Source organism: Schaalia sp. lx-260 (assembly GCF_021083645.1).
Taxonomy (GTDB): domain Bacteria; phylum Actinomycetota; class Actinomycetes; order Actinomycetales; family Actinomycetaceae; genus Pauljensenia.
In genome coordinates this window covers 186,783-205,467 of record NZ_JAJNRQ010000001.1, presented here as the reverse complement: position 1 = coordinate 205,467, position 18,685 = coordinate 186,783, and the positions used below count along the sequence as shown (strand labels likewise).

Genomic DNA, 18,685 nt, shown 5'->3' with positions numbered 1-18,685 from the left:
AAAACATGACTTTTGATCGTGTAGACACATATTTTCCTGCGTATTTTATTTGCGCTTTTCTGCGAAATATTTTCCTGTGAAGCCCCCGCATACGTACACACCGAAATATGTTTATAGCAAGAAAACCTGTACACTTTGTTTGTCTGTTTTTTACGTTTCACGAAAGAGCAACCGATGCTTAAGTCCCCCCACAAAAAACGACGTTTATCTGCACTTGCAGGATTAACGTCATTGATAGTCTTGTTAGCTCCGACCGGAGCCTACGCCAATGTAGATTCTCTGACTCACACAGCAGCAAGCTCTGTAAGCGCGGATACTTCAGAGCCTCCTGCTGTTGCGGGACGGCAAATATACGTCCGCGAAAATCGTGGTCAAGCAGATGGTGATGGCTCACAAGAAAGTCCCTACACGAGTTTTTTCCGTGCTTTAGAGGCTGCTCATGATGGGGATGAGATTCTCCTATTAGATAATGTTTCTTTAGGTTCTGACACTAATACGCCACGTGGCAGTATTGCCCTCACTCAATCTGTCACAATCAATGGCCAAGGAAATGAACTGGCTTTCCGCGGTTCTCCTCTGGAACTTTTGGGCGATATTACCCTGAAGAACCTGACCCTTGGGATTACACCTGATGGCAGCAGTGAAGCGTATATTTTTGCTTCCGATCACACCATTACTTTTGATGCTGTCACAACAAAACCGGCTTCTGTTTTAACACCTCCCACTCTGGTTGCTGGCCCTAATAGTGGTGTCGAAGGCGGTTCTGGCGCTCATATTACTTTCAAGAATTCGCGGCCGATCCAAGGAAACGCGGGAACAGCTTTCCAACGCATTGTTGCCGGTGATATCTACAAAGATAAAACTCTCCCTACAACCATTGAGCTTGACGCTTTCGTGTCAGCCACCAATGGTGTTGATCTTTCTGGCGACAATCACCAAAATACCGCTGCCACACGGGTTAGCTCACACTCGAACAACAAAATTTCCGTTTATCGAGCACAAAACGCGTCACATAGTTCACTTGCTTTTAGCGGTCGCACGCCATCCACACTCACAGTGAGCGGCACACTGGATCAGCTTCATTTAGAGGGTGTGAATGTAAGAATGGCTGACGGTTTCGCGGGAGCTGACACACTGACATTGGCTGCTTCTGATGGGGAAACAAGTTCCGTTACACTATCGGAATCTGACACACCACGCACCATCACTTTTGGTGCCATTGATTCAAATAACGGGAAAATAACTCTGCCCCTTAACTCTGCGCTGCATATAAGAGGAAACGTCACCGGGAATCTGGCCGTTGAAGTTGATAATAGCTCTGAGGATCTGGATGACTACGAGGATAAAACCTTTGTAACAGTTGACGGAGGATTGCAGGATTCTACTGCCGTCACTTTGTGGCGTGACTCTGATGAATACACCCTTGCTCGGGAAGGAAATTCCATCGTTTTACGCTCAGCCATTTCAACCCTGCCAGATGTCCCTATCATTGCACGCCTCTCTTTTGATGCAAATGAAGGCACCGGCACGATGGAAGACATTGAAGCTCCAGTTGATTCCGTACATAAACTACCTGCCAATGGTTTTAATCGGGAGGGCTACACATTCACCGGTTGGAATACTGAGGCTAATGGGATGGGCGATACCTACCAGCCTGAAGCTGAGTACACGGTGACTGATAATGTCACTTTCTACGCGCAGTGGGCTCCTCAGCCGCAGCCGCCTTCAAACAATGATTCCTCAGAAAACCATGAAGGCACTCCTCCTGCCCCAGAAAATGGCGCTGGTACTCAGCCCAGTGGGGGCAGCTTAGCTGACGAAGATTCCACTCACACACCTGGGGCTTCAGAAGGCACTCCTGAAGGCTCTGGATCTTCAGAAGGCGCTCCTGAAGGTCCCGGCTCTGCTGATACACCCGGTTCTTCAGAAAATGAAAATGGAAGCACCGGCTCCGCTGAGAATGATTCCTCATCAGATACAGGCACTCCAGGCGGCACAGCCTCTACGGAAAACACTGGTTCGGCTGGCACTTCCACACCCGGTACTACGGGTGATGATTCTACCCACGCTATACCAGAAAACAGCGCAGGAATGGGCACAGAAAACTCAACAGATCCAGCAGATAACGCCTCTGATGCCCTTGACTCCCCTGGTATGCAGGACACGGATTCTCAGGCAGATGATGGGATGTCCACATCCGATACGACATACGGACCTGGAGCACCGCAGGGGGCAGGCAATCCTGTTCCTCAAACCACACAGCAACTGGCTCATACAGGTGTAGGCTTTTCCTTCCTTGCGGCAGCCTTCATGATGACTGTCATTGCGCTTGGTAGCACAGGTATTTTCCTGCGCCGTCACATGAAGCGCTAACCTATTTTCACCCTTGAAGTGAGCGAGTACCCCTGTGATACTCGCTCACTTCTTTTTCTTCTTGTAGCCTCTCGCCTCCCCGCTCAGATTCACTGAATATGCCCTAGAGCACAATATTTCACATTTCTTTCAGGGGCGGTATGCGTTCTTTCCGCGTTGGTGTTTTATCCTGAGTATGTAAGCAAAGTTTTCACAGGCGAACGCACCCTTCTTTTAACAAGCCCCTTAAGGACTCAAAGAAAAGCCCAAGGAAAATAATGACCGTATTCCTTAACGAAAGCACTCGACTCCCGCGCCCCGTAGTAGCCGCAGCAATCGTTAATTCTTTACACTGCCCCACACATCTTTTATGCGCCGCTCGATCATATCCACAACACTTACGCGGTTTATATGAACTTCCCGGAGGAAAAATAGAAGAAAATGAAAGTCCCCTACAAGCACTCGCTCGTGAAATACGCGAAGAACTAGGATGGGAACTCACCTACGGGAAAGAAATATGCGACTCGTCAGGCGCATGGTGGCCAATCGGGCCTCAACGACATATGGGTGTATGGCTTAGCGAATACGCCTCACCGGATCTTTCCGAGCGTCCTGCAAAAGAATTCATTTCTTTACCTCAGCTTCCCACACTCACACAAGCACATGTAGATATCCGATGGCAACCACTGCATACTGTGGAAACACTCCCGTGGATTCCCGCTAATTTAACGATTGTGCGTGAAATTACGCGGGTATGCGAACAAATACGCGCCCAGAGATAACGCATGTAGTCACCTGTTGGCATATTTCGTCGACTCAACACGTGTGACGACATACTTTTCACAAAATAAAGGGCTGCACTAAGTCATGAGGCATCCTCATTGTGAGATTTTGTTTAGAAAACACCTCTGATACAACAGAATTTTCAGACACTGAACGAAAATCTGTCAGAATATACCTATGCCGAAAATTCTGGGTCACACACTCACTGACCATCGCGAAATGACACGAGCACGCCTATTTACCGCTTTACGTGAACTCATGGCAGAGCAACCATTCAATATGATCACAATGTCAATGATCGCGAATCGCGCAGAAGTTGGACGCACTGCCGTGTACAACCATTTTGCTGATAAAGAAGTCCTCCTCCTCGCTTTCATGGAACAGACCACGGCCGACTTTTCTGAGCTGCTCACTCAAGCAATCAAAGATCACGACGATCCGATTACCCAACTCATCGCTTACGTGCGTGCGCATATTGAAATGACTGACAAATATCACCTAGCCGCAGGATTGAACTTACGTCAACACGTATCCCGCGAAACCAGCCATCGCCTGCATCATCACGCCGACTTAATCGCCTCAATCTTGCGTCACATCCTCTTAGAAGCAATGAAAACTGACCGTATCCCCCATCAAAATCCTGATTTTTTAGTAGCACTCATACATTCAGCTTTAGCTGGGCACCATTTACCTTCCTCACCTGCACGGCGCGAATCCAGCATCCAGCAAATACAACTTTTTATTCTGCGCGGCGTCGGCGCAGCCCCTTCAGACCTTCCTGAAATACCTGCTCCACACCAAGGCCCACAGCATATGCGCACATCCCCAGACAACACACGTTCACAAGCAGCTTTCCTGCGCTGCCCCGTACATTAAAGCCGCATTTTTCATAAATGTTTCCTCTTTTGGTGTCCACTACCACTGTGTTAGCCCATGCGTACTGCCCATAAATAGTGCATGGTTAAGACAAGGCATATTAACCGAATATGCCACCGTCAGATTTCAAGGAAACACATGAGCACTATTAACCTCACCAAGGACACTTTTGAAGAAACAGTGACCAGCAACCCGATCGTGCTAGTTGATTTCTGGGCAACATGGTGCGGCCCTTGCCGTCAGTTTAGCCCTATTTTTGAGGCAGCTTCCGAAAAACACCCTGACATTGTTTTCGGCAAAATCGACACAGATGCCGAACAGGAACTCGCCCTTGCCGCTCAGATTTCTTCTATCCCTACCCTGATGGCTTTCCGTGACGGAGTAGCAGTTTTCCGTGAATCAGGTGCGCTGCCAGGTCCCGCATTAGAGGACCTCATCCAGCAAATTCGTGATCTCGATATGGATAAGGTCCGCGAAGAAATCGCTCAAAATAACTAAGACGATTCCGCTACACATACGTTACGCCCGCTGGGAAGAAGAAACACTTTCTCCCAGCAGGCGTAAACATATATAAGATCAGTTCTCAATCACTCGCACAGATCCCGAGCAACCAATTCAGCCAACTGCACAGCATTCAAAGCTGCACCCTTACGCAAATTGTCACCGGAAACAACAAATACCAAACCACGGTTACCCTCAACAGCTTGATCTTGACGTACTCGGCCCACCAGAACCTCATCACGACCAGCAGCTTCCAACGGTGTCGGCACATCCACAAGGCGCACGCCCTCAGCCTCAGCAAGAATTTCCTTAGCACGCTCAGGAGTTAAAGCTCCCGCTAATTCAATATGAACCGTCATCGTGTGACCAGTGAAAACAGGAACACGCACACAGGTTCCTGACACACGTAACTCAGGAAGATGCAGGATACGACGCGACTCATGACGCAGTTTTTGTTCCTCATCAGTTTCATAGGAGCCATCATCAACAATCGAACCAGCTAAGGGCACTACGTCAAAAGCAATCGGAGCCACATAGACTTCAGGATCCGGTAAAGTCACCGCTCGCCCATCAATACTTAAAGCAGCAAGATCTTGCTCTACGCCACTACGGACCTGAGCCACCAGTTCCTGCACACCTTTCAGACCCGAGCCAGACACAGCCTGATAAGAGGAAACAAACAATCGCTTCGCACCACCGGCCTGAGCAATCAGTGGCTTAACTACTGGCATCACAGCCATCGTTGTACAGTTCGGATTTGCGATGATTCCTTGAGGCCGATCTTTCACATCCTCAGGATTCACTTCAGAAACAACTAAAGGCACCTGCGGATCTTTACGCCACGCAGAAGAATTATCAACAACTACAGCACCTGCCTGAGCAAAACGCGGCGCATACTCACGTGAAGCTGTGGCCCCTGCGGAAAAAATAGCAATATCGATACCAGAAAAATCTGCTGTAGCCACATCCTCAACAAGGATATCCTGACCTTTCCACGGCAATGTTGTGCCCGCGCTACGCGCTGATGAAAAGAAACGAATCTTAGACACAGGAAACTGGCGTTCTTCCAACAAAGCCCGCATAACACGGCCCACCTGACCGGTGGCACCTACAACTGCAACAGTAAGTTCACGCATAAGAATTCTTCTTTCCGTTAAAGAATCGGTGAAAAAATTTCTATTCAGAGTAATAATCAGCTCAGAGTAATAATCAGCGCCCTGTGCCGCCGTACACCACAGCCTCAGATTCTGTGGCATCAAGATCAAATGCCGTGTGAACAGCCTGAACTGCTCGATCAAGATCTTCTAAACGAGTCACCACAGAAATACGGATCTCTGAAGTGGAAATCAGATCAATATTAATATTTGCTGCGGCAAGCGCACCGAAAAGGCGAGCTGACACACCAGGATTCGTACGCATTCCCGCACCAACAAGTGAAAGTTTGCCAATATTTGGGTTATAGCGCAGTTCATGGAAACCAAGCTCTGATTTATGGGCCTCTAAAGCATCCAAGGCTTTTTGCGCGTCACCTTCAGGCAAAGTGAAGCTGATATTTGCAAGCGTCGGGTCAGAGACTGGAACATTTTGAACGATCATGTCAATATTCGCACCCACTTCAGCGACAATCGCAAAAAGACGAGCCGCCACACCAGGAGAGTTCGGAATATTTGTCACAGTAATTTTGTCTTGTGAGCGATCGTGAGCAATACCTGAAATCACGGGTTTTTCCACAGTGTCCTCCTGAGTGTCATGCAATGCGTTTTCAGGCACAAGCCCTTTCAAATCAGGGTGTGCGGGCGAGTCAGAAATCCAAGTGCCTTCTTTTTCAGAAAAAGACGAACGCACATGGAGGGGCACACCGTAACGGCGTGCAAATTCAACGGCGCGTAAGTGCAAAATTTTTGCCCCATGCGCTGCCAGTTCCAAGGTTTCTTCTTGACTGATGGTGCGTAAACGATGCGCCTTTGGCACGATTCGTGGGTCTGCACTGAACAGGCCATCCACGTCCGTGTAAATCTCACACACATCCGCATTCAAAGCAGCCGCAAGCGCAACAGCGGTCGTATCAGAGCCGCCTCGACCTAATGTGGTCACATCATCATCTTGGGAAATCCCTTGGAAACCGGCGACGATAGCAACCTGCCCGTCGTGAATAGCGCGGGCTACACGTTCAGGAACCATGCCGATAATTTGAGCACGACCATAATGGGAATCTGTGCGGATTCCTGCTTGCGCGCCTGTGTAAGCAGTAGCTGGTACTCCAAGCTCATTCACAGCCATAGAAAGTAACGACATGGAAATACGTTCACCCGCTGACAGCAGGATATCCATTTCACGTTCAGGTGCGCGAGTGGTGAGCGCCGCTGCCGTATCAAGTAATTCATCTGTAGTATCGCCCATGGCTGAAACGACAACAACAACTTTATGTCCCGCATTGTGCGTATCAACTACACGCTGAGCAACTCGTTTCATAGCGTCAACATCTGCAACAGATGAGCCGCCGTATTTCTGGACAATCAGTGCCACAAGTTTTCCTCTGACTTAGCCATCATGTATCTGGATCGTCTATTTATCCTAGAGTTTCACACACATACGCAAACTCATGACCGCGATACGGGCACTTCAGCGTATTCATCCTCATCTTTAAAAAGTCGTACTTCATCTGCGAGGGCGTGGCGGCGCATACAGAAAATACGGCCACACGTACAGCAAATACATTTGTTTTCTCTTGACATTGTTACGCATTATCAAAGTCATTTCCCACTCACAGCTATGCAAAGTCGCTTAGACTCAAATCAATGCACCTAAGTGCGCCGTATCCTTTCCCGTCTGCGCGGGAACTCACGGAAAGCAGCCTGCTATGAGTACAACAATTACTGGAACACCAGTTGTCCAAGGTATTGCATACGCTCCTGCAGTGTGGGTCCGTCGCCCTGAACTACCTGAACTTTCAGATACGATCTTGCCTGAAAGTGAACGCTCCAACGAAATCGAACATTTTACGCAATGTGCGCGCACCGTCGCTGATAATCTTTTTGCCCGCGCCGCACGCGCACAAGGCGAGGCCGCAGATGTCCTCATTGTGACCGCTTCACTTGCCACAGACCGCGCATGGGTGAAAGACATTACGGCCCGTATCCAATCAGGTGCATCCGCTGTTCATGCCGTTATTGCTTCAACCAACAAATTCGTCGCTGCTTTTGAAGCAGCAGGCGGGCTGATGGCTGAACGAACCACTGACTTAAAAGATGTGCGTGACCGTATTTTGGCGCATCTCCAAGGGGAACCTGAACCGGGAATTCCTCAGCGTGACACCCCTTATATTCTTTTAGCAGATGACCTGACTCCCGCTGACACCGCTGGGCTGGACCCTCGCGCATGTGTTGCGATGGTAACAGAACTTGGTGGCCCCACTTCACATACATCTATTATTGCTCGCCAATTAGGAATCCCCTGCATCGTCGCAGCACGCCAGCTCAGCCTCATTACCTCTGAAAGTCCCGTCCTTGTTGACGCACATGCAGGCACACTCACCCTAGGAGTAGATCCTGCTGAAGCTGAAGCCTTGGTACAAGCCGACGCCAAGCGTAACCAGCTGATACATCAGTGGCAAGGCCCCGGTCGAACACGCGATGGCCATGCTGTGCAATTACTAGCAAATGTTGGTGACGGAGCGGCCGCTCGCACAGCAGCGCAGTCAAGTGTTGCAGAGGGTGTGGGTTTACTGCGCACAGAATTAGCTTTCTTGGATGCTCCTTTTGAACCGAGTATCCATGAGCAGGTTCATATTTATTCGGAAGTTTTTGAGGTTTTTGCTGGCCATAAGGTCGTCGTGCGGACTTTAGATGCCGGTTCTGATAAGCCCGTACACTATGCGACTTTGGATAATGAGCCAAATCCTGCTCTTGGTGTGCGTGGGGTACGTACAACTGGGCCTCATCCTGAAGTGCTCGACCATCAAATTGATGCGCTGGCTCTTGCTGCTCAACACAATCCTCAGACAGATGTGTGGGTGATGGCGCCCATGGTGTCAACGATTCCTGAGGCCCAGTGGTTTACATCATTGGTACGTGAACGGGCACAAGCTGCGGGAGTTTCTTTGCGTGCCGGCATTATGGTGGAAGTCCCCTCTGTTGCCGTACTTGTGGACCAGTTCATGCCTTTAGTTGATTTTGTGTCGATTGGAACAAATGATCTGACTCAGTACACGATGGCAGCAGATCGTTTATCTGCTGATTTAGCGGAGTATTCAGACCCGTGGCAGCCTGCGCCTTTGGCTTTAATTGCTCGTGTAGCTCGTAGTGGGCAGGAGCATCATAAGCCCGTGGGAGTGTGCGGGGAGGCTGCTTCTGATCCAATTTTGGCGTGTGTTCTGGTAGGTATGGGTGTCACTTCCCTGTCAATGGCCGCTGGCGCTATTGCTGGTGTAGGTGCGGCTTTAGGTCAGGTGAGTCTCGCGCAGTGTCGCGCAGCAGCCGAGGCTGTGGCGGGGGCACGTGATGCAGGTGATGCGCGTGTTCGCGCGCGCGCAGCTTTAGGTATCTGAGGGGCCTTTTAGGTAGATAGGCCCTCGTCAGGCATGTCAGAGGACGCTCATTCGTAAGGCTTTTACATGTCACATTCACCATGTCGTGTGCCTGTATTTGTTGGCGTTCTCAGAGATCCCCCCCCCCCGCATAAAAGTACATTCATACGCAAAAATCCCTTTGATTCACGCGTCAAAATAACAATTTCGTGCATCAAAATAACGTAGAATTAAATTCAGCGTTGAGCAAAGCTCCGCTGCGCGACACCGTACTACTGTTCTTTTCACAGAAAAGAACACGCATATTTTCCACATTGAACACATCTGAGAGGCTCAGTGCCATGAAAACACGCATGAAAGCCCTGCCTCTGTACCGTATGTAATCCTCTCGGGTAGGAGCGAACAATGACGTCATATCGGAAAAAGATTTCTCGCAACAGTGTTCTTGGGATACTGCTGATGGCTATTGCGTTTTCTTTAGCTTTAGCACTTATTTTCGGCGACATACACACCACTGTTGCAAACAAATTCCTAGCGGGATGCATAGTTTGCGGATACCTTGGGTCTTTTTTTCTGCAACGCTCATGCACGCATACGAAAGACACCAAAGAAAACCCGAGCAACACGCCAGCGTCATAAGCAAAAACACAAGCACAACACACCGAGGGGTGTCAGGTCACTTCCTGACACCCCTCGGCATCAATATATGTCAACGGAAATAACTAGGAGGCTCCTACAAAGTCACCTAATCTTTACCGCACAGAACACTTCAGAACAGTTCACGTAAAGGCGATTCCACGCGGGTACGCAGGTCCTCTACATCAACACACCAGCCCGCTCCATTACCCGCGTCAGCCAGCACATCATTCCCATGCACAATCATCATGCCGCCACCGGTCGTACCAATACGCGCACACGGCACACCCTCAGCCTCAGCAGCAGCAAAGACCGCAGGTATCGCCCCTTCGGGCACAGCAATAATGGCTCGCGCCTGAGATTCAGAAAACAACAGCGTGAAATCGTCGATCTGATCGCGCCCCACCACAGCCGACACGTCAAAAGACCCGCCCACACCGAAGCGCACAACCATATCCACCAACGCTTGCGCCACACCACCAGTGGATACATCATGAGCAGCACGAACAAGCGGAGCGCCATCAGGACCATCAGCGGCCGAAAGCGCCTGCACCACATTGCCCAGCGCCACTTCAGCACCCAAGTCAACGCGCGGCGGGACGCCTCCTAAATGATTGTGACAAATACGCGCCCAAGCGGAACCATCCAGTTCCTCACGAGTCTCACCCAGCAAAACGACTGCTAAACCATCTTCGGTAAAACCAGACGGATTCGCACGACGCACATCAGGGAGCACACCTAACATACCGACCACAGGTGTCGGATTAATAGAGGAATTCGGCTGACCTTTCACTGTGCCAGAGGAGTTATACAGGGACACATTACCGCCGGTCACCGGTACTCCCAGCTCAATACACCCATCAGCTAGCCCTGTCATTGCTGTCACTAACTGCCACATCGCGTCAGTGTCCTCCGGATTACCAAAGTTCAGACAGTCAGTGATCGCTAAAGGCTGCGCCCCCACAATTGCAACATTCCGGTAGGATTCTGCGAGCGCCTGCTGCGCCCCCTGATAGGGGTCAAGTTTGGTGTACCACCCATTCGCATCTGTTGATAAGGCAACTCCCAGATGACTTTCCTCATCTACGCGGATAACACCCGCATCATCAGGTTGAGCTAAAGCCGTATTACCTTGAACGTAACGGTCGTACTGGTCGGTAATCCATGATTTCGATGCCTGATTCACGTCCGAAATCACACGGTTAATGGCATCAATCAGCTGTGCCGCGTCACTTGGACGCGCTAACCCCCATGTCGTATCGGCAACAAGAGCGTCTTGCCATTGTGGACGCGCGTAGGGACGGTCATACACAGGGCCGTCATGAGCTACAGTCTTTGGATCTACCTCTACGATACGGTGGCCGTAATGGTCGATTGTGAGTTTCCCGTCCCCTGTGAGAACACCGATAACGGAGGCTTCGACATCCCATTTGTTGATGATGTCAAAGAATCGTTCTTCATCTTCAGGGGTCACAATTGCCATCATGCGTTCTTGTGATTCTGACATGAGGATTTCGCCTGCTGTCAGGGTAGGGTCACGCAGAAGTACTTTTTCTAAATCAACGTGCATACCTGATGACCCATTCGAGGCCAGTTCTGAGGTTGCGCAGGAAATACCGGCAGCACCAAGGTCTTGAATGCCTTGGACGACCCCTGCTTGGAAAAGTTCAAGACAACATTCGATGAGGACTTTCTCCATGAAAGGGTCACCGACTTGCACGGAGGGGCGTTTTGTTGGCATACCGTCTTCAAAGGTTTCCGAAGCTAAAATCGAGGCTCCTCCGATACCGTCCCCACCGGTGCGCGCACCAAAAAGAACCACAAGGTTTCCTTCACCGGTAGCATTCGCAAGGTGAATGTCCTCGTGACGTAAAACCCCGACGCATAGGGCATTTACCAGTGGATTTCCTTGATAGGACGGATCAAATTCTGTTTCCCCTCCAATATTGGGCAGGCCTAAGCAATTCCCGTATCCTCCAACCCCGCTGACGACTCCGTGGACGACACGCGCAGTGTCTGGGTGCTGCGGGGCACCAAAACGCAGTTGATCCATGACGGCAACAGGGCGTGCGCCCATAGAGATAATGTCACGCACAATGCCGCCGACACCTGTTGCTGCACCCTGGTAGGGTTCAACGAATGAGGGGTGATTGTGGGATTCAACTTTGAAAGTGACCGCCCATCCTTGACCGATGTCCACAACACCAGCGTTTTGTCCCATGCCGACCAGTAGGTGGCGGCGCATATCGTCAGTGGTACGTGCACCGAATTGTTCGGCCAAGTGTTTTTTGGAGGACTTGTACGAGCAGTGTTCAGACCACATAACGGAGTACATGGCGAGTTCTGCATTTGTTGGTCTGCGCCCAAGGATGTCACATATTTTCTGGTATTCATCAGCTTTGAGGCCAAGTTCAGCCCACGGCATTTCTTTGGTGGGTGTGGCGGTAGCGTCTGCGACGGTATCGGGGATTTCATGTGGAACAGTGGCTGTGGTGCTCATGTGTTTTTCCATCGGTGAAAGGAATGGTGGGTTTATCGGAGTGCTCATACAGTTGTGGTCTGTGTAGCGCGAGAATATGCGGTTTCGCAGGGTTGCGGTTCGCCGTCAAAAGAAGAACGTATCCACTTTTTGACGGTGCTTTATCCCGCGAGCGCGTTGAGGACAGAGATGAAAATAGTCAGCCCGTCTGTTCCGTCGTGTCCGGCTAAACTGCCATCTGGGTAGGTGCGGGCAGGGCCGAAACCTTTTTCGACTGCGTGTTCGGGGTGTGGCATGAGGCCAACGACGTTTCCACGCTCATTTGTGATACCGGCGATGTCATGGGCAGAACCGTTAGGGTTAAAATCCACGTAGCGGAAAACGACTCGTCCTTCGCCTTCGAGTTCTTTTAAGGTTTCAGGGTCCGCTTGGAAATTTCCTTCCCCATTTTTCAGTGGGACTGTGATCTGAGCGTCCTGCGTGAAAGCGTTACTCCATGCAGTGCTCGTATTTTCAACGCGCAGGATCTGGTCGCGGCAAAGGAATTTTTGATGGTCGTTACGGATGAGTGCCCCCGGGAGCAGGTGTGCTTCGCAGAGTACTTGGAAACCGTTACAAATACCAAGGAGCGGCATTCCAGCGTGTGCTGCACGCACTACCTCAGTCATCACAGGTGCGACAGCGGCGATTGCCCCACAGCGCAGGTAGTCACCGTATGAAAAACCGCCGGGAAGCACTACCGCATCTACTGAACGCAGGTCCGTGTCTTTATGCCAGAGGCTAACTGCTTCGGCTCCTGCGAGGCGCACGGCGCGCGCTGCGTCACGGTCATCTAGTGTGCCGGGGAATGTGACAACTCCGATACGGGTCACTGGGCACCTCCGCATCCGCATGCGGTGCCACATTCTGTTTCAGGGAGGGCTTCAACGCGTACAACATCTTCAATAATCGGGTTGGATAGGACATTTTCTGCGGCGCGGCGTGCCTGTTCCAACGCTTCTTGTGTGACGGGTCCTTCACATGTCAGGTGGAAGCATTTTCCTTGTCGGATGGAGGTGAATGTGGTGATTCCGAGCCTAGGTAGGGCTGAGCCGACAGCTTTTCCTTGGGGGTCTAAGATTTCAGGTTTCGGCATGACTTCAACGATGATTCGCCCCACGGGGTCCTCCTGTAGTGTGTTGGATATGCTGGGTCAGATATGCGCTTATGCGGTGGTATTTCACTTATGAGAGCTGTGGCTCTTTTCCTGTTATTTTACGGAATGCTTCACAGTAGCGTTCTTGTGTGGCAGTAATGATGTGTTCTGGTAGGTGCGGTGGTTTTTCTCCTGTGTTTTTGTCCCAGTGGGATTGCGGTGAAGTGAGCCAATCGCGTAGGTATTGTTTGTCAAAACTTGGGGTTTTACGCCCTGGGTGCCATTGGTCGGCAGGCCAAAAACGTGACGAGTCTGGGGTGAGTATTTCGTCAGCGAGGACTAGGGTACCTGTCTGTGGGTCGCATCCGAATTCGTATTTGGTGTCAGCTAGGATGATGCCGCGTTCAGCAGCGAGTGTCCGCGCTCTCGCGTATAGGGCCAGTGAGGTGTCGCGGAGTTTTTCTGCGAGTTCGGTTCCGATCATGTCGGCTACGTGTTGAAATGACACGTTTTCATCGTGTTTGCCGATGTCTGCTTTGACTGCAGGGGTAAAAATCGGGGGTGTGAGGGCGCTTGCTTCACTGAGGCCTTCTGGAAGGGGAATACCGCAGACTGAACCTGTGGCCTCATACTCTGCAAGGCCTGAGCCTGTCAGGTAGCCTCGAACAACACATTCGACAGGGATCATGTTGAGCGCGCGGCAGATCACTGCTCGTCCTCGCACATTTTCGGGCACGGGTAACAGTTCGCCATCTTGATCGCGTAGCAGGTGAGTGTCAATGATGTCGCTGAGCTGTTCCATCCACCAGATAGCTAATTGGTTCAGTATTTTACCTTTATCTGGTATGAGGCTGGGCATGATGTAGTCGTAGGCGCTAATGCGGTCAGAGGTGACCATGAGGTAGCGATCAGGTGTTTTTCCTGAGCTTAGTGTTCCTGCAGGCGCGTAGATGTCTCGTATTTTTCCGGAGGATACATGTTCCCATCCGGTGATGGTGAGTGGGCGTGTGCTCATATGCGTATCCTCCGGTAGTGTCAGAGCTTCAGCTATTCAAGCTGTCTGGCCATGTGCCGATGTCGGTGCGGTAGTGTGCGCCGTCAAAGCGTATGGCATTGACAGCACGATAGGCGCGTTTTCTGGCTTCTTCTACAGTTGTGGCGCGCGCGGTCACGTCAAGTACTCGACCGCCTGTATTTACGAGGACTGTTTCACTTTCTGTGCCGCAACAGTTCCCTGAGCCTTGTGGATCTGGCTCATCGGTGCGCAAACGTGTTCCAGCGTGAATGACGTGAACACCGTCAATTGTTTCAGCTGTTTCGATTCCTGTGATGGTTTCTCCTGTGCGAAGCGTCCCAGGGTATCCTGCAGAAGCCATGACAACGGTCACTGCGGCTTCTTTTGACCATTCGAGTTTCGGATGGTCAATGAGTGTTCCTGTTGCTGCCGCGTAAAGAAGTGGAGCCAGAGGGGATTCAAGTCTTTCGAGGACTACTTGGGTTTCTGGGTCACCAAAACGCACGTTAAATTCAACGACGCGTGTTCCTGCGCTCGTCAGGGCGAGGCCACAGTACAGTAGGCCGATAAAAGGTGTTCCGCGTTCGACCATACGTGTGATGGTTGGGAGGGCTACTTCGCGTACCACTTCGTCAACGAGTCCGCTTGGCAGCCACGGTAATGGACTGTAGGCGCCCATACCGCCTGTATTTGGGCCTTGTCCCCCATCAAGTAAACGTTTGTAGTCTTGCGCAGGCACCAGTGGCACAACGGTTGTGCCGTCGCTGAGACAAAAGAGTGAAACTTCTGGGCCGTCTAGGTATTCCTCGATGACTACTCGCCCATCTGGGCGCGCTAGGCATGAGGACGCGTGTGCGTAAGCGGTGTGTCGGTCATCGGTTACGACAACGCCTTTACCTGCTGCTAAGGCGTCATCTTTGACCACGTAGGGGGCACCAAAGTTATCAAGAGCAGCTTCCACTTCTGTTTCGCTTGCGCATGTGTATGCGCGGGCGGTGGCAACTGCTGCTTCATTCATTACTGTTTTAGCGAATGATTTTGAGGCTTCAAGTGCGGCGGCTGCTTTGCTGGGGCCAAAACAGGCAATTCCTGCTGCTCGTACAGCGTCAGCGACTCCGGCAACTAGGGGAGCTTCTGGGCCGACAACAACAAGGTCAATGGAATGTTCTTGAGCCAGAGCACTTACGTGTTTCGGGTCACATGGGTCGAATGTTATGGGTTGCCCCAGGGCATCTATGCCCGGGTTTCCTGCTTGCACATACAAGTCAAGGTTAGGGGAGGTACGAACCATTGCTCGGGCTAGCGCATGTTCGCGCCCACCATTTCCTACGAGAAGGACCTTCACGCCACCAGAGTAGCTTGTGTGAGCATGTGAGAAGGTTCTTATTCATCACGTGGGCATTCTTGTCTCATGCGCACTGTGTTTAACAGCATCAGCTTAGGTGTTTCCGGATTTATGTCGTGAAAGTATCCCCAAGCTTTTTCGATATTTTTGAGGGCGTGGCACAGTTCTTTTATTTCCGAAAGAAAGAATGATTTTTCGCAGAATATAAAGGGTTGACGCGCGTAGACTACGCGCGTAGAATCCATGTATTCATCCAACAATGAATACAGATACTCGACGAGGAGATCAACCCATGAGCACATCTCGCACAAAATCCACCGGCTCACGGTTCCAAAATCGTGTGGCCGTTCTTTCTGGCGCAGGAATGTTCCTTGACGGCTTTGACGTATCCGTTATCGCCGTAGCCCTACCCGGACTGAAAGCACAGTGGGAAATCACAGGCACTATGGAAGGCATAGTCGCAGGTTCAGCCATTATCGGCATGTTCCTCGGCATGCTTTTCGGCGGCAAACTCACCGACACATTCGGCCGACGCAAAATGTACATGATTGACCTTTCAGGTTTCATCATTTTTGCCCTCCTTGCCGCTTTCACACAAAACGTATGGCAACTCATTGCGACACGCTTCCTCCTTGGACTTTTCATCGGAGCCGACTACCCCATTTCCTCATCCATTACCGCCGAATTCACCGCCCCTGAACGCCGTGGCCGTTTCATCATCTTCATGTCACTCCTATGGCAAGCAGGCGCATTCTTCGCTTACCTCACAGGTATCGCAATGTTCCCCATCGGCGCTTCCGCATGGCGCTGGATGCTCGGACTAGGCGCACTCCTTGCCGCCATCGTCCTCGTCTTACGGCACGATGTTCCAGAATCTCCCCGCTGGCTACGCCAACACGGACGTATCGAAGAAGCCAACGCAATCATGGCAAATATTGAGCACCTCCAAGGCAACTACTTTGATAACAGCAGTGAAAAAGCCGCTCGCGCTCATAAAGGCACATCCGCCCTACACGGCACTTGGTGGGAACTGTTCTCGCCTCACATGATTCGTTCAACAATCTTTTGCTGCACATTCTGGTTCGCTTTCGCAGTTTCGTTCTACGGTATCCAGATGTACACGCCCTCCATACTCAAACCATTCACCGGCGGCAACCCTGTCCTCGCCTACGTAGGTTCCTCAGTCATTGCCCTGCTCGGTGTCCTCGGCGCAGCTATCGGCATGGTAACCGTTGAAAAAATCGGTCGACGCAAACAAATCCTCTGGTGCTTCGTCGGTATGGTTATCGTGCTCGCAACACTCGCACTCATCCAAAACCCTTCAATGATCGTACTTATTGTGCTGCTATCGAGCGCTATCCTCTTAGCAAACCTCGGTCCAGGCGTTCTCAACATGGTTTACCCCAACGAACTATTCCCCACACGTTTACGCGCTTCCGGCGTAGGATTTGCCGGCTCAATCAGCCGAATCGGAGCGATCCTCGGAGTCACCGTATTCCCCATCATGGTTTCAAAGTGGGGTATGGCGAATTCAACGTGGCTTTTTGCTGGAGTCGCCATATTCGGCCTTATCATTTCCTTCTTCATGGCCCCAGAAACTCAAGGTAAATCACTGGAAGAACTCGAAGAACTCGCAAATAATGGGTGGAAAGAAGTACCCACACATGCGTAGTTTTTTTGAAACAACCGAAGAAGACTGGACACACCCCGCAGGGCAGCTTCACCTCTACCTCACACCGCGCGAGGATTTTGCTGCCCTGGTACATCCCTACGAGGAAGCCCTTGAAGCCAGTGAGCTTGTCGCATTGCAACCTTCGCAAGCACTCCACGCCACTGCTCAACGCCTTCCGTTTTTCGCAGATTCACCTCAAGCCGAGCGGATTGATGAATATATTGCTGCGCTCCACGCTGCCTTCTGTGAATGGGACGCGCCCGCAATCACGTTCACAGCGCCCATTGTCACCGAGGACTCGGTGCTTTGCCCCTCAGACAACCTAGACATATGGGGACGCTACACCAGTCGGATACGTCAATGTTTAACAGAGGTTTTCGGACCGGAAGGCACACATTTTGGTCCTGTTCCTCGACCTCACATCACATTGGCCTACGGTATTGGCACTGGTGATTCAACAGAACTGGAAAAAACACTCCGCAATATCACTGCACATGAGGGACTCAGCACACAGAATACTTTCTATAGCCAACCCCTCGATCATCTTGATATTGTCACAGTTCACCAAAAAATCAGCGAAGGCACTTACCTATTCGACACGTTGAATCGAGTAGCCCTCATATAAAAGACAGGAGAAATCATGATCTACGCCGTGCAGCTGGGACTCGTCCTGCTGGCACTGGTCCTTTCCGCTTGCATCGGTTTGGAACGCCAACAACACGGGAAATCCGCAGGAATCCGAACCCAAGCAATCGTTGGCTTCACGGCGGCAATCATGATGCTCATTTCCAAATACGGTTTCCTTGACGTTGTTGGCGATGGGATCACAAAACTTGATCCTTCGCGTGTAGCCGCACAAATCGTCTCCGGTATCGGTTTCCTTGGCGCAGGTATCATCCTGACGCGCCACGGCACCATCAAAGGTTTAACGACTGCTGCAACTATCTGGGAAACCGCCGCTATTGGAATGGCCTGCGGAGCAGGGCTGTGGTGGCTCGCACTAGCTGGCACAGCCCTGCATTTCCTCGTTGTCTTCGCTATAGCACCAGGACTGATCTACCTGACCGCACGGATAATGCCTGACACCCACACTCTCCTCGTCGAATACACGCAAGGACACGGAGTTCTCGGCAACACCATCAGTCATATCACTCTACTTGGCTGGTCAATTGTCACCGCTTCTTCTACACGTGACCGTCAGGAAAATGATGTCACTGCTCGCCTGACGGTTCGTTCTGACCGCGGCCTCAATATTTCCACTCTCATCGCCGCTGTTGCCGATATTGAAGGAATACATGCTGTCAGTCTTGCTGAAACAGATGATGACTGATCTCCCACTCGCATCTGACCACACTCAATAGGTCAT

Annotated in this window: 15 protein-coding genes; 8 read left to right on the top strand and 7 right to left on the bottom strand. The window is 51.1% G+C overall.

What is annotated here, in order from left to right:
• Nucleotides 1-174 precede the first annotated feature (174 nt).
• The 4 genes from LRP57_RS00830 (at nt 175) to trxA (ending at nt 4,509) form a co-directional block, all read left to right on the top strand.
• Nucleotides 175-2,373, top strand: coding sequence for an InlB B-repeat-containing protein (locus LRP57_RS00830; protein WP_231204124.1), 2,199 nt, complete (start codon nt 175-177; stop codon nt 2,371-2,373).
• A 257-nt stretch (nt 2,374-2,630) separates the two neighbouring features.
• Nucleotides 2,631-3,134: a (deoxy)nucleoside triphosphate pyrophosphohydrolase gene (locus LRP57_RS00825; protein ID WP_231204121.1), complete on the top strand. Its 504-nt coding sequence runs from the start codon at nt 2,631-2,633 to the stop codon at nt 3,132-3,134.
• 178 nt (nt 3,135-3,312) lie between these two features.
• A complete protein-coding gene (locus tag LRP57_RS00820) occupies nt 3,313-4,011 on the top strand; it encodes a TetR/AcrR family transcriptional regulator (RefSeq protein ID WP_231204119.1) in 699 nt (232 codons plus the stop codon).
• 138 nt (nt 4,012-4,149) lie between these two features.
• Complete coding sequence (gene trxA, locus LRP57_RS00815) at nt 4,150-4,509, top strand: thioredoxin (RefSeq protein WP_231204117.1); 360 nt, start codon at nt 4,150-4,152, stop codon at nt 4,507-4,509.
• 89 nt (nt 4,510-4,598) lie between these two features.
• Here the strand turns inward: trxA and LRP57_RS00810 are convergent, their stop codons facing one another.
• On the bottom strand, nt 4,599-5,648 hold the full coding sequence (locus LRP57_RS00810) for an aspartate-semialdehyde dehydrogenase (RefSeq protein WP_231204115.1): 1,050 nt from the start codon (nt 5,646-5,648) through the stop codon (nt 4,599-4,601).
• Between the two features lie 73 nt (nt 5,649-5,721).
• The gene (locus LRP57_RS00805) at nt 5,722-7,038 is read right to left on the bottom strand and encodes an aspartate kinase (protein ID WP_231204113.1); all 1,317 of its coding nucleotides are present in this window, start codon (nt 7,036-7,038) and stop codon (nt 5,722-5,724) included.
• 334 nt (nt 7,039-7,372) lie between these two features.
• Between LRP57_RS00805 and LRP57_RS00800 the strand changes: the two genes are divergently transcribed.
• Complete coding sequence (locus LRP57_RS00800) at nt 7,373-9,058, top strand: phosphoenolpyruvate--protein phosphotransferase (protein ID WP_231204111.1); 1,686 nt, start codon at nt 7,373-7,375, stop codon at nt 9,056-9,058.
• Between the two features lie 748 nt (nt 9,059-9,806).
• Here the strand turns inward: LRP57_RS00800 and purL are convergent.
• The 5 genes from purL to purD form a co-directional block, all read right to left on the bottom strand.
• Entirely contained in the window at nt 9,807-12,173 is a 2,367-nt protein-coding gene (gene purL / locus LRP57_RS00795; RefSeq protein ID WP_231204581.1) for a phosphoribosylformylglycinamidine synthase subunit PurL, read from the bottom strand.
• A 140-nt stretch (nt 12,174-12,313) separates the two neighbouring features.
• Nucleotides 12,314-13,024 carry a phosphoribosylformylglycinamidine synthase subunit PurQ gene (gene purQ, locus LRP57_RS00790; protein WP_231204109.1) on the bottom strand — a complete coding sequence of 237 codons (711 nt, stop codon included), beginning with the start codon at nt 13,022-13,024 and terminating at the stop codon, nt 12,314-12,316.
• Nucleotides 13,021-13,311, bottom strand: coding sequence for a phosphoribosylformylglycinamidine synthase subunit PurS (locus LRP57_RS00785; protein WP_231204107.1), 291 nt, complete (start codon nt 13,309-13,311; stop codon nt 13,021-13,023). The genes purQ and LRP57_RS00785 overlap by 4 nt, the downstream gene beginning before the upstream one ends.
• A 64-nt stretch (nt 13,312-13,375) precedes the next feature.
• The gene (locus tag LRP57_RS00780; RefSeq protein WP_231204105.1) at nt 13,376-14,302 is read right to left on the bottom strand and encodes a phosphoribosylaminoimidazolesuccinocarboxamide synthase; all 927 of its coding nucleotides are present in this window, start codon (nt 14,300-14,302) and stop codon (nt 13,376-13,378) included.
• A gap of 28 nt (nt 14,303-14,330) precedes the next feature.
• Nucleotides 14,331-15,647 carry a phosphoribosylamine--glycine ligase gene (gene purD / locus LRP57_RS00775; RefSeq protein WP_231204103.1) on the bottom strand — a complete coding sequence of 439 codons (1,317 nt, stop codon included), beginning with the start codon at nt 15,645-15,647 and terminating at the stop codon, nt 14,331-14,333.
• 292 nt (nt 15,648-15,939) lie between these two features.
• On the opposite strand from purD, the gene LRP57_RS00770 reads away from it, so the two are divergent.
• From LRP57_RS00770 to LRP57_RS00760, 3 genes are read left to right on the top strand one after another with little or no spacing between them, the layout of a single operon-like run.
• Nucleotides 15,940-17,319: an MFS transporter gene (locus tag LRP57_RS00770; protein WP_231204101.1), complete on the top strand. Its 1,380-nt coding sequence runs from the start codon at nt 15,940-15,942 to the stop codon at nt 17,317-17,319.
• Nucleotides 17,312-17,944: a hypothetical protein gene (locus LRP57_RS00765; RefSeq protein WP_231204099.1), complete on the top strand. Its 633-nt coding sequence runs from the start codon at nt 17,312-17,314 to the stop codon at nt 17,942-17,944. The genes LRP57_RS00770 and LRP57_RS00765 overlap by 8 nt, the downstream gene beginning before the upstream one ends.
• Nucleotides 17,945-17,959: 15 nt before the next feature.
• Nucleotides 17,960-18,649: an MgtC/SapB family protein gene (locus LRP57_RS00760; RefSeq protein ID WP_231204097.1), complete on the top strand. Its 690-nt coding sequence runs from the start codon at nt 17,960-17,962 to the stop codon at nt 18,647-18,649.
• Nucleotides 18,650-18,685 lie beyond the last annotated feature (36 nt).

Bases quoted from the DNA above. Each gene is read 5' to 3' on its own strand.
- LRP57_RS00830 (WP_231204124.1), top strand. From the start codon at position 175: ATGCTTAAGTCCCCCCACAAAAAACGACGTTTATCTGCACTTGCAGGA.
- LRP57_RS00825 (WP_231204121.1), top strand. From the start codon at position 2,631: ATGACCGTATTCCTTAACGAAAGCACTCGACTCCCGCGCCCCGTAGTA.
- LRP57_RS00820 (WP_231204119.1), top strand. From the start codon at position 3,313: ATGCCGAAAATTCTGGGTCACACACTCACTGACCATCGCGAAATGACA.
- trxA (WP_231204117.1), top strand. From the start codon at position 4,150: ATGAGCACTATTAACCTCACCAAGGACACTTTTGAAGAAACAGTGACC.
- LRP57_RS00810 (WP_231204115.1), bottom strand. From the start codon at position 5,648: ATGCGTGAACTTACTGTTGCAGTTGTAGGTGCCACCGGTCAGGTGGGC.
- LRP57_RS00800 (WP_231204111.1), top strand. From the start codon at position 7,373: ATGAGTACAACAATTACTGGAACACCAGTTGTCCAAGGTATTGCATAC.
- purL (WP_231204581.1), bottom strand. From the start codon at position 12,173: ATGAGCACCACAGCCACTGTTCCACATGAAATCCCCGATACCGTCGCA.
- LRP57_RS00780 (WP_231204105.1), bottom strand. From the start codon at position 14,302: ATGAGCACACGCCCACTCACCATCACCGGATGGGAACATGTATCCTCC.
- LRP57_RS00770 (WP_231204101.1), top strand. From the start codon at position 15,940: ATGAGCACATCTCGCACAAAATCCACCGGCTCACGGTTCCAAAATCGT.
- LRP57_RS00765 (WP_231204099.1), top strand. From the start codon at position 17,312: ATGCGTAGTTTTTTTGAAACAACCGAAGAAGACTGGACACACCCCGCA.
- LRP57_RS00760 (WP_231204097.1), top strand. From the start codon at position 17,960: ATGATCTACGCCGTGCAGCTGGGACTCGTCCTGCTGGCACTGGTCCTT.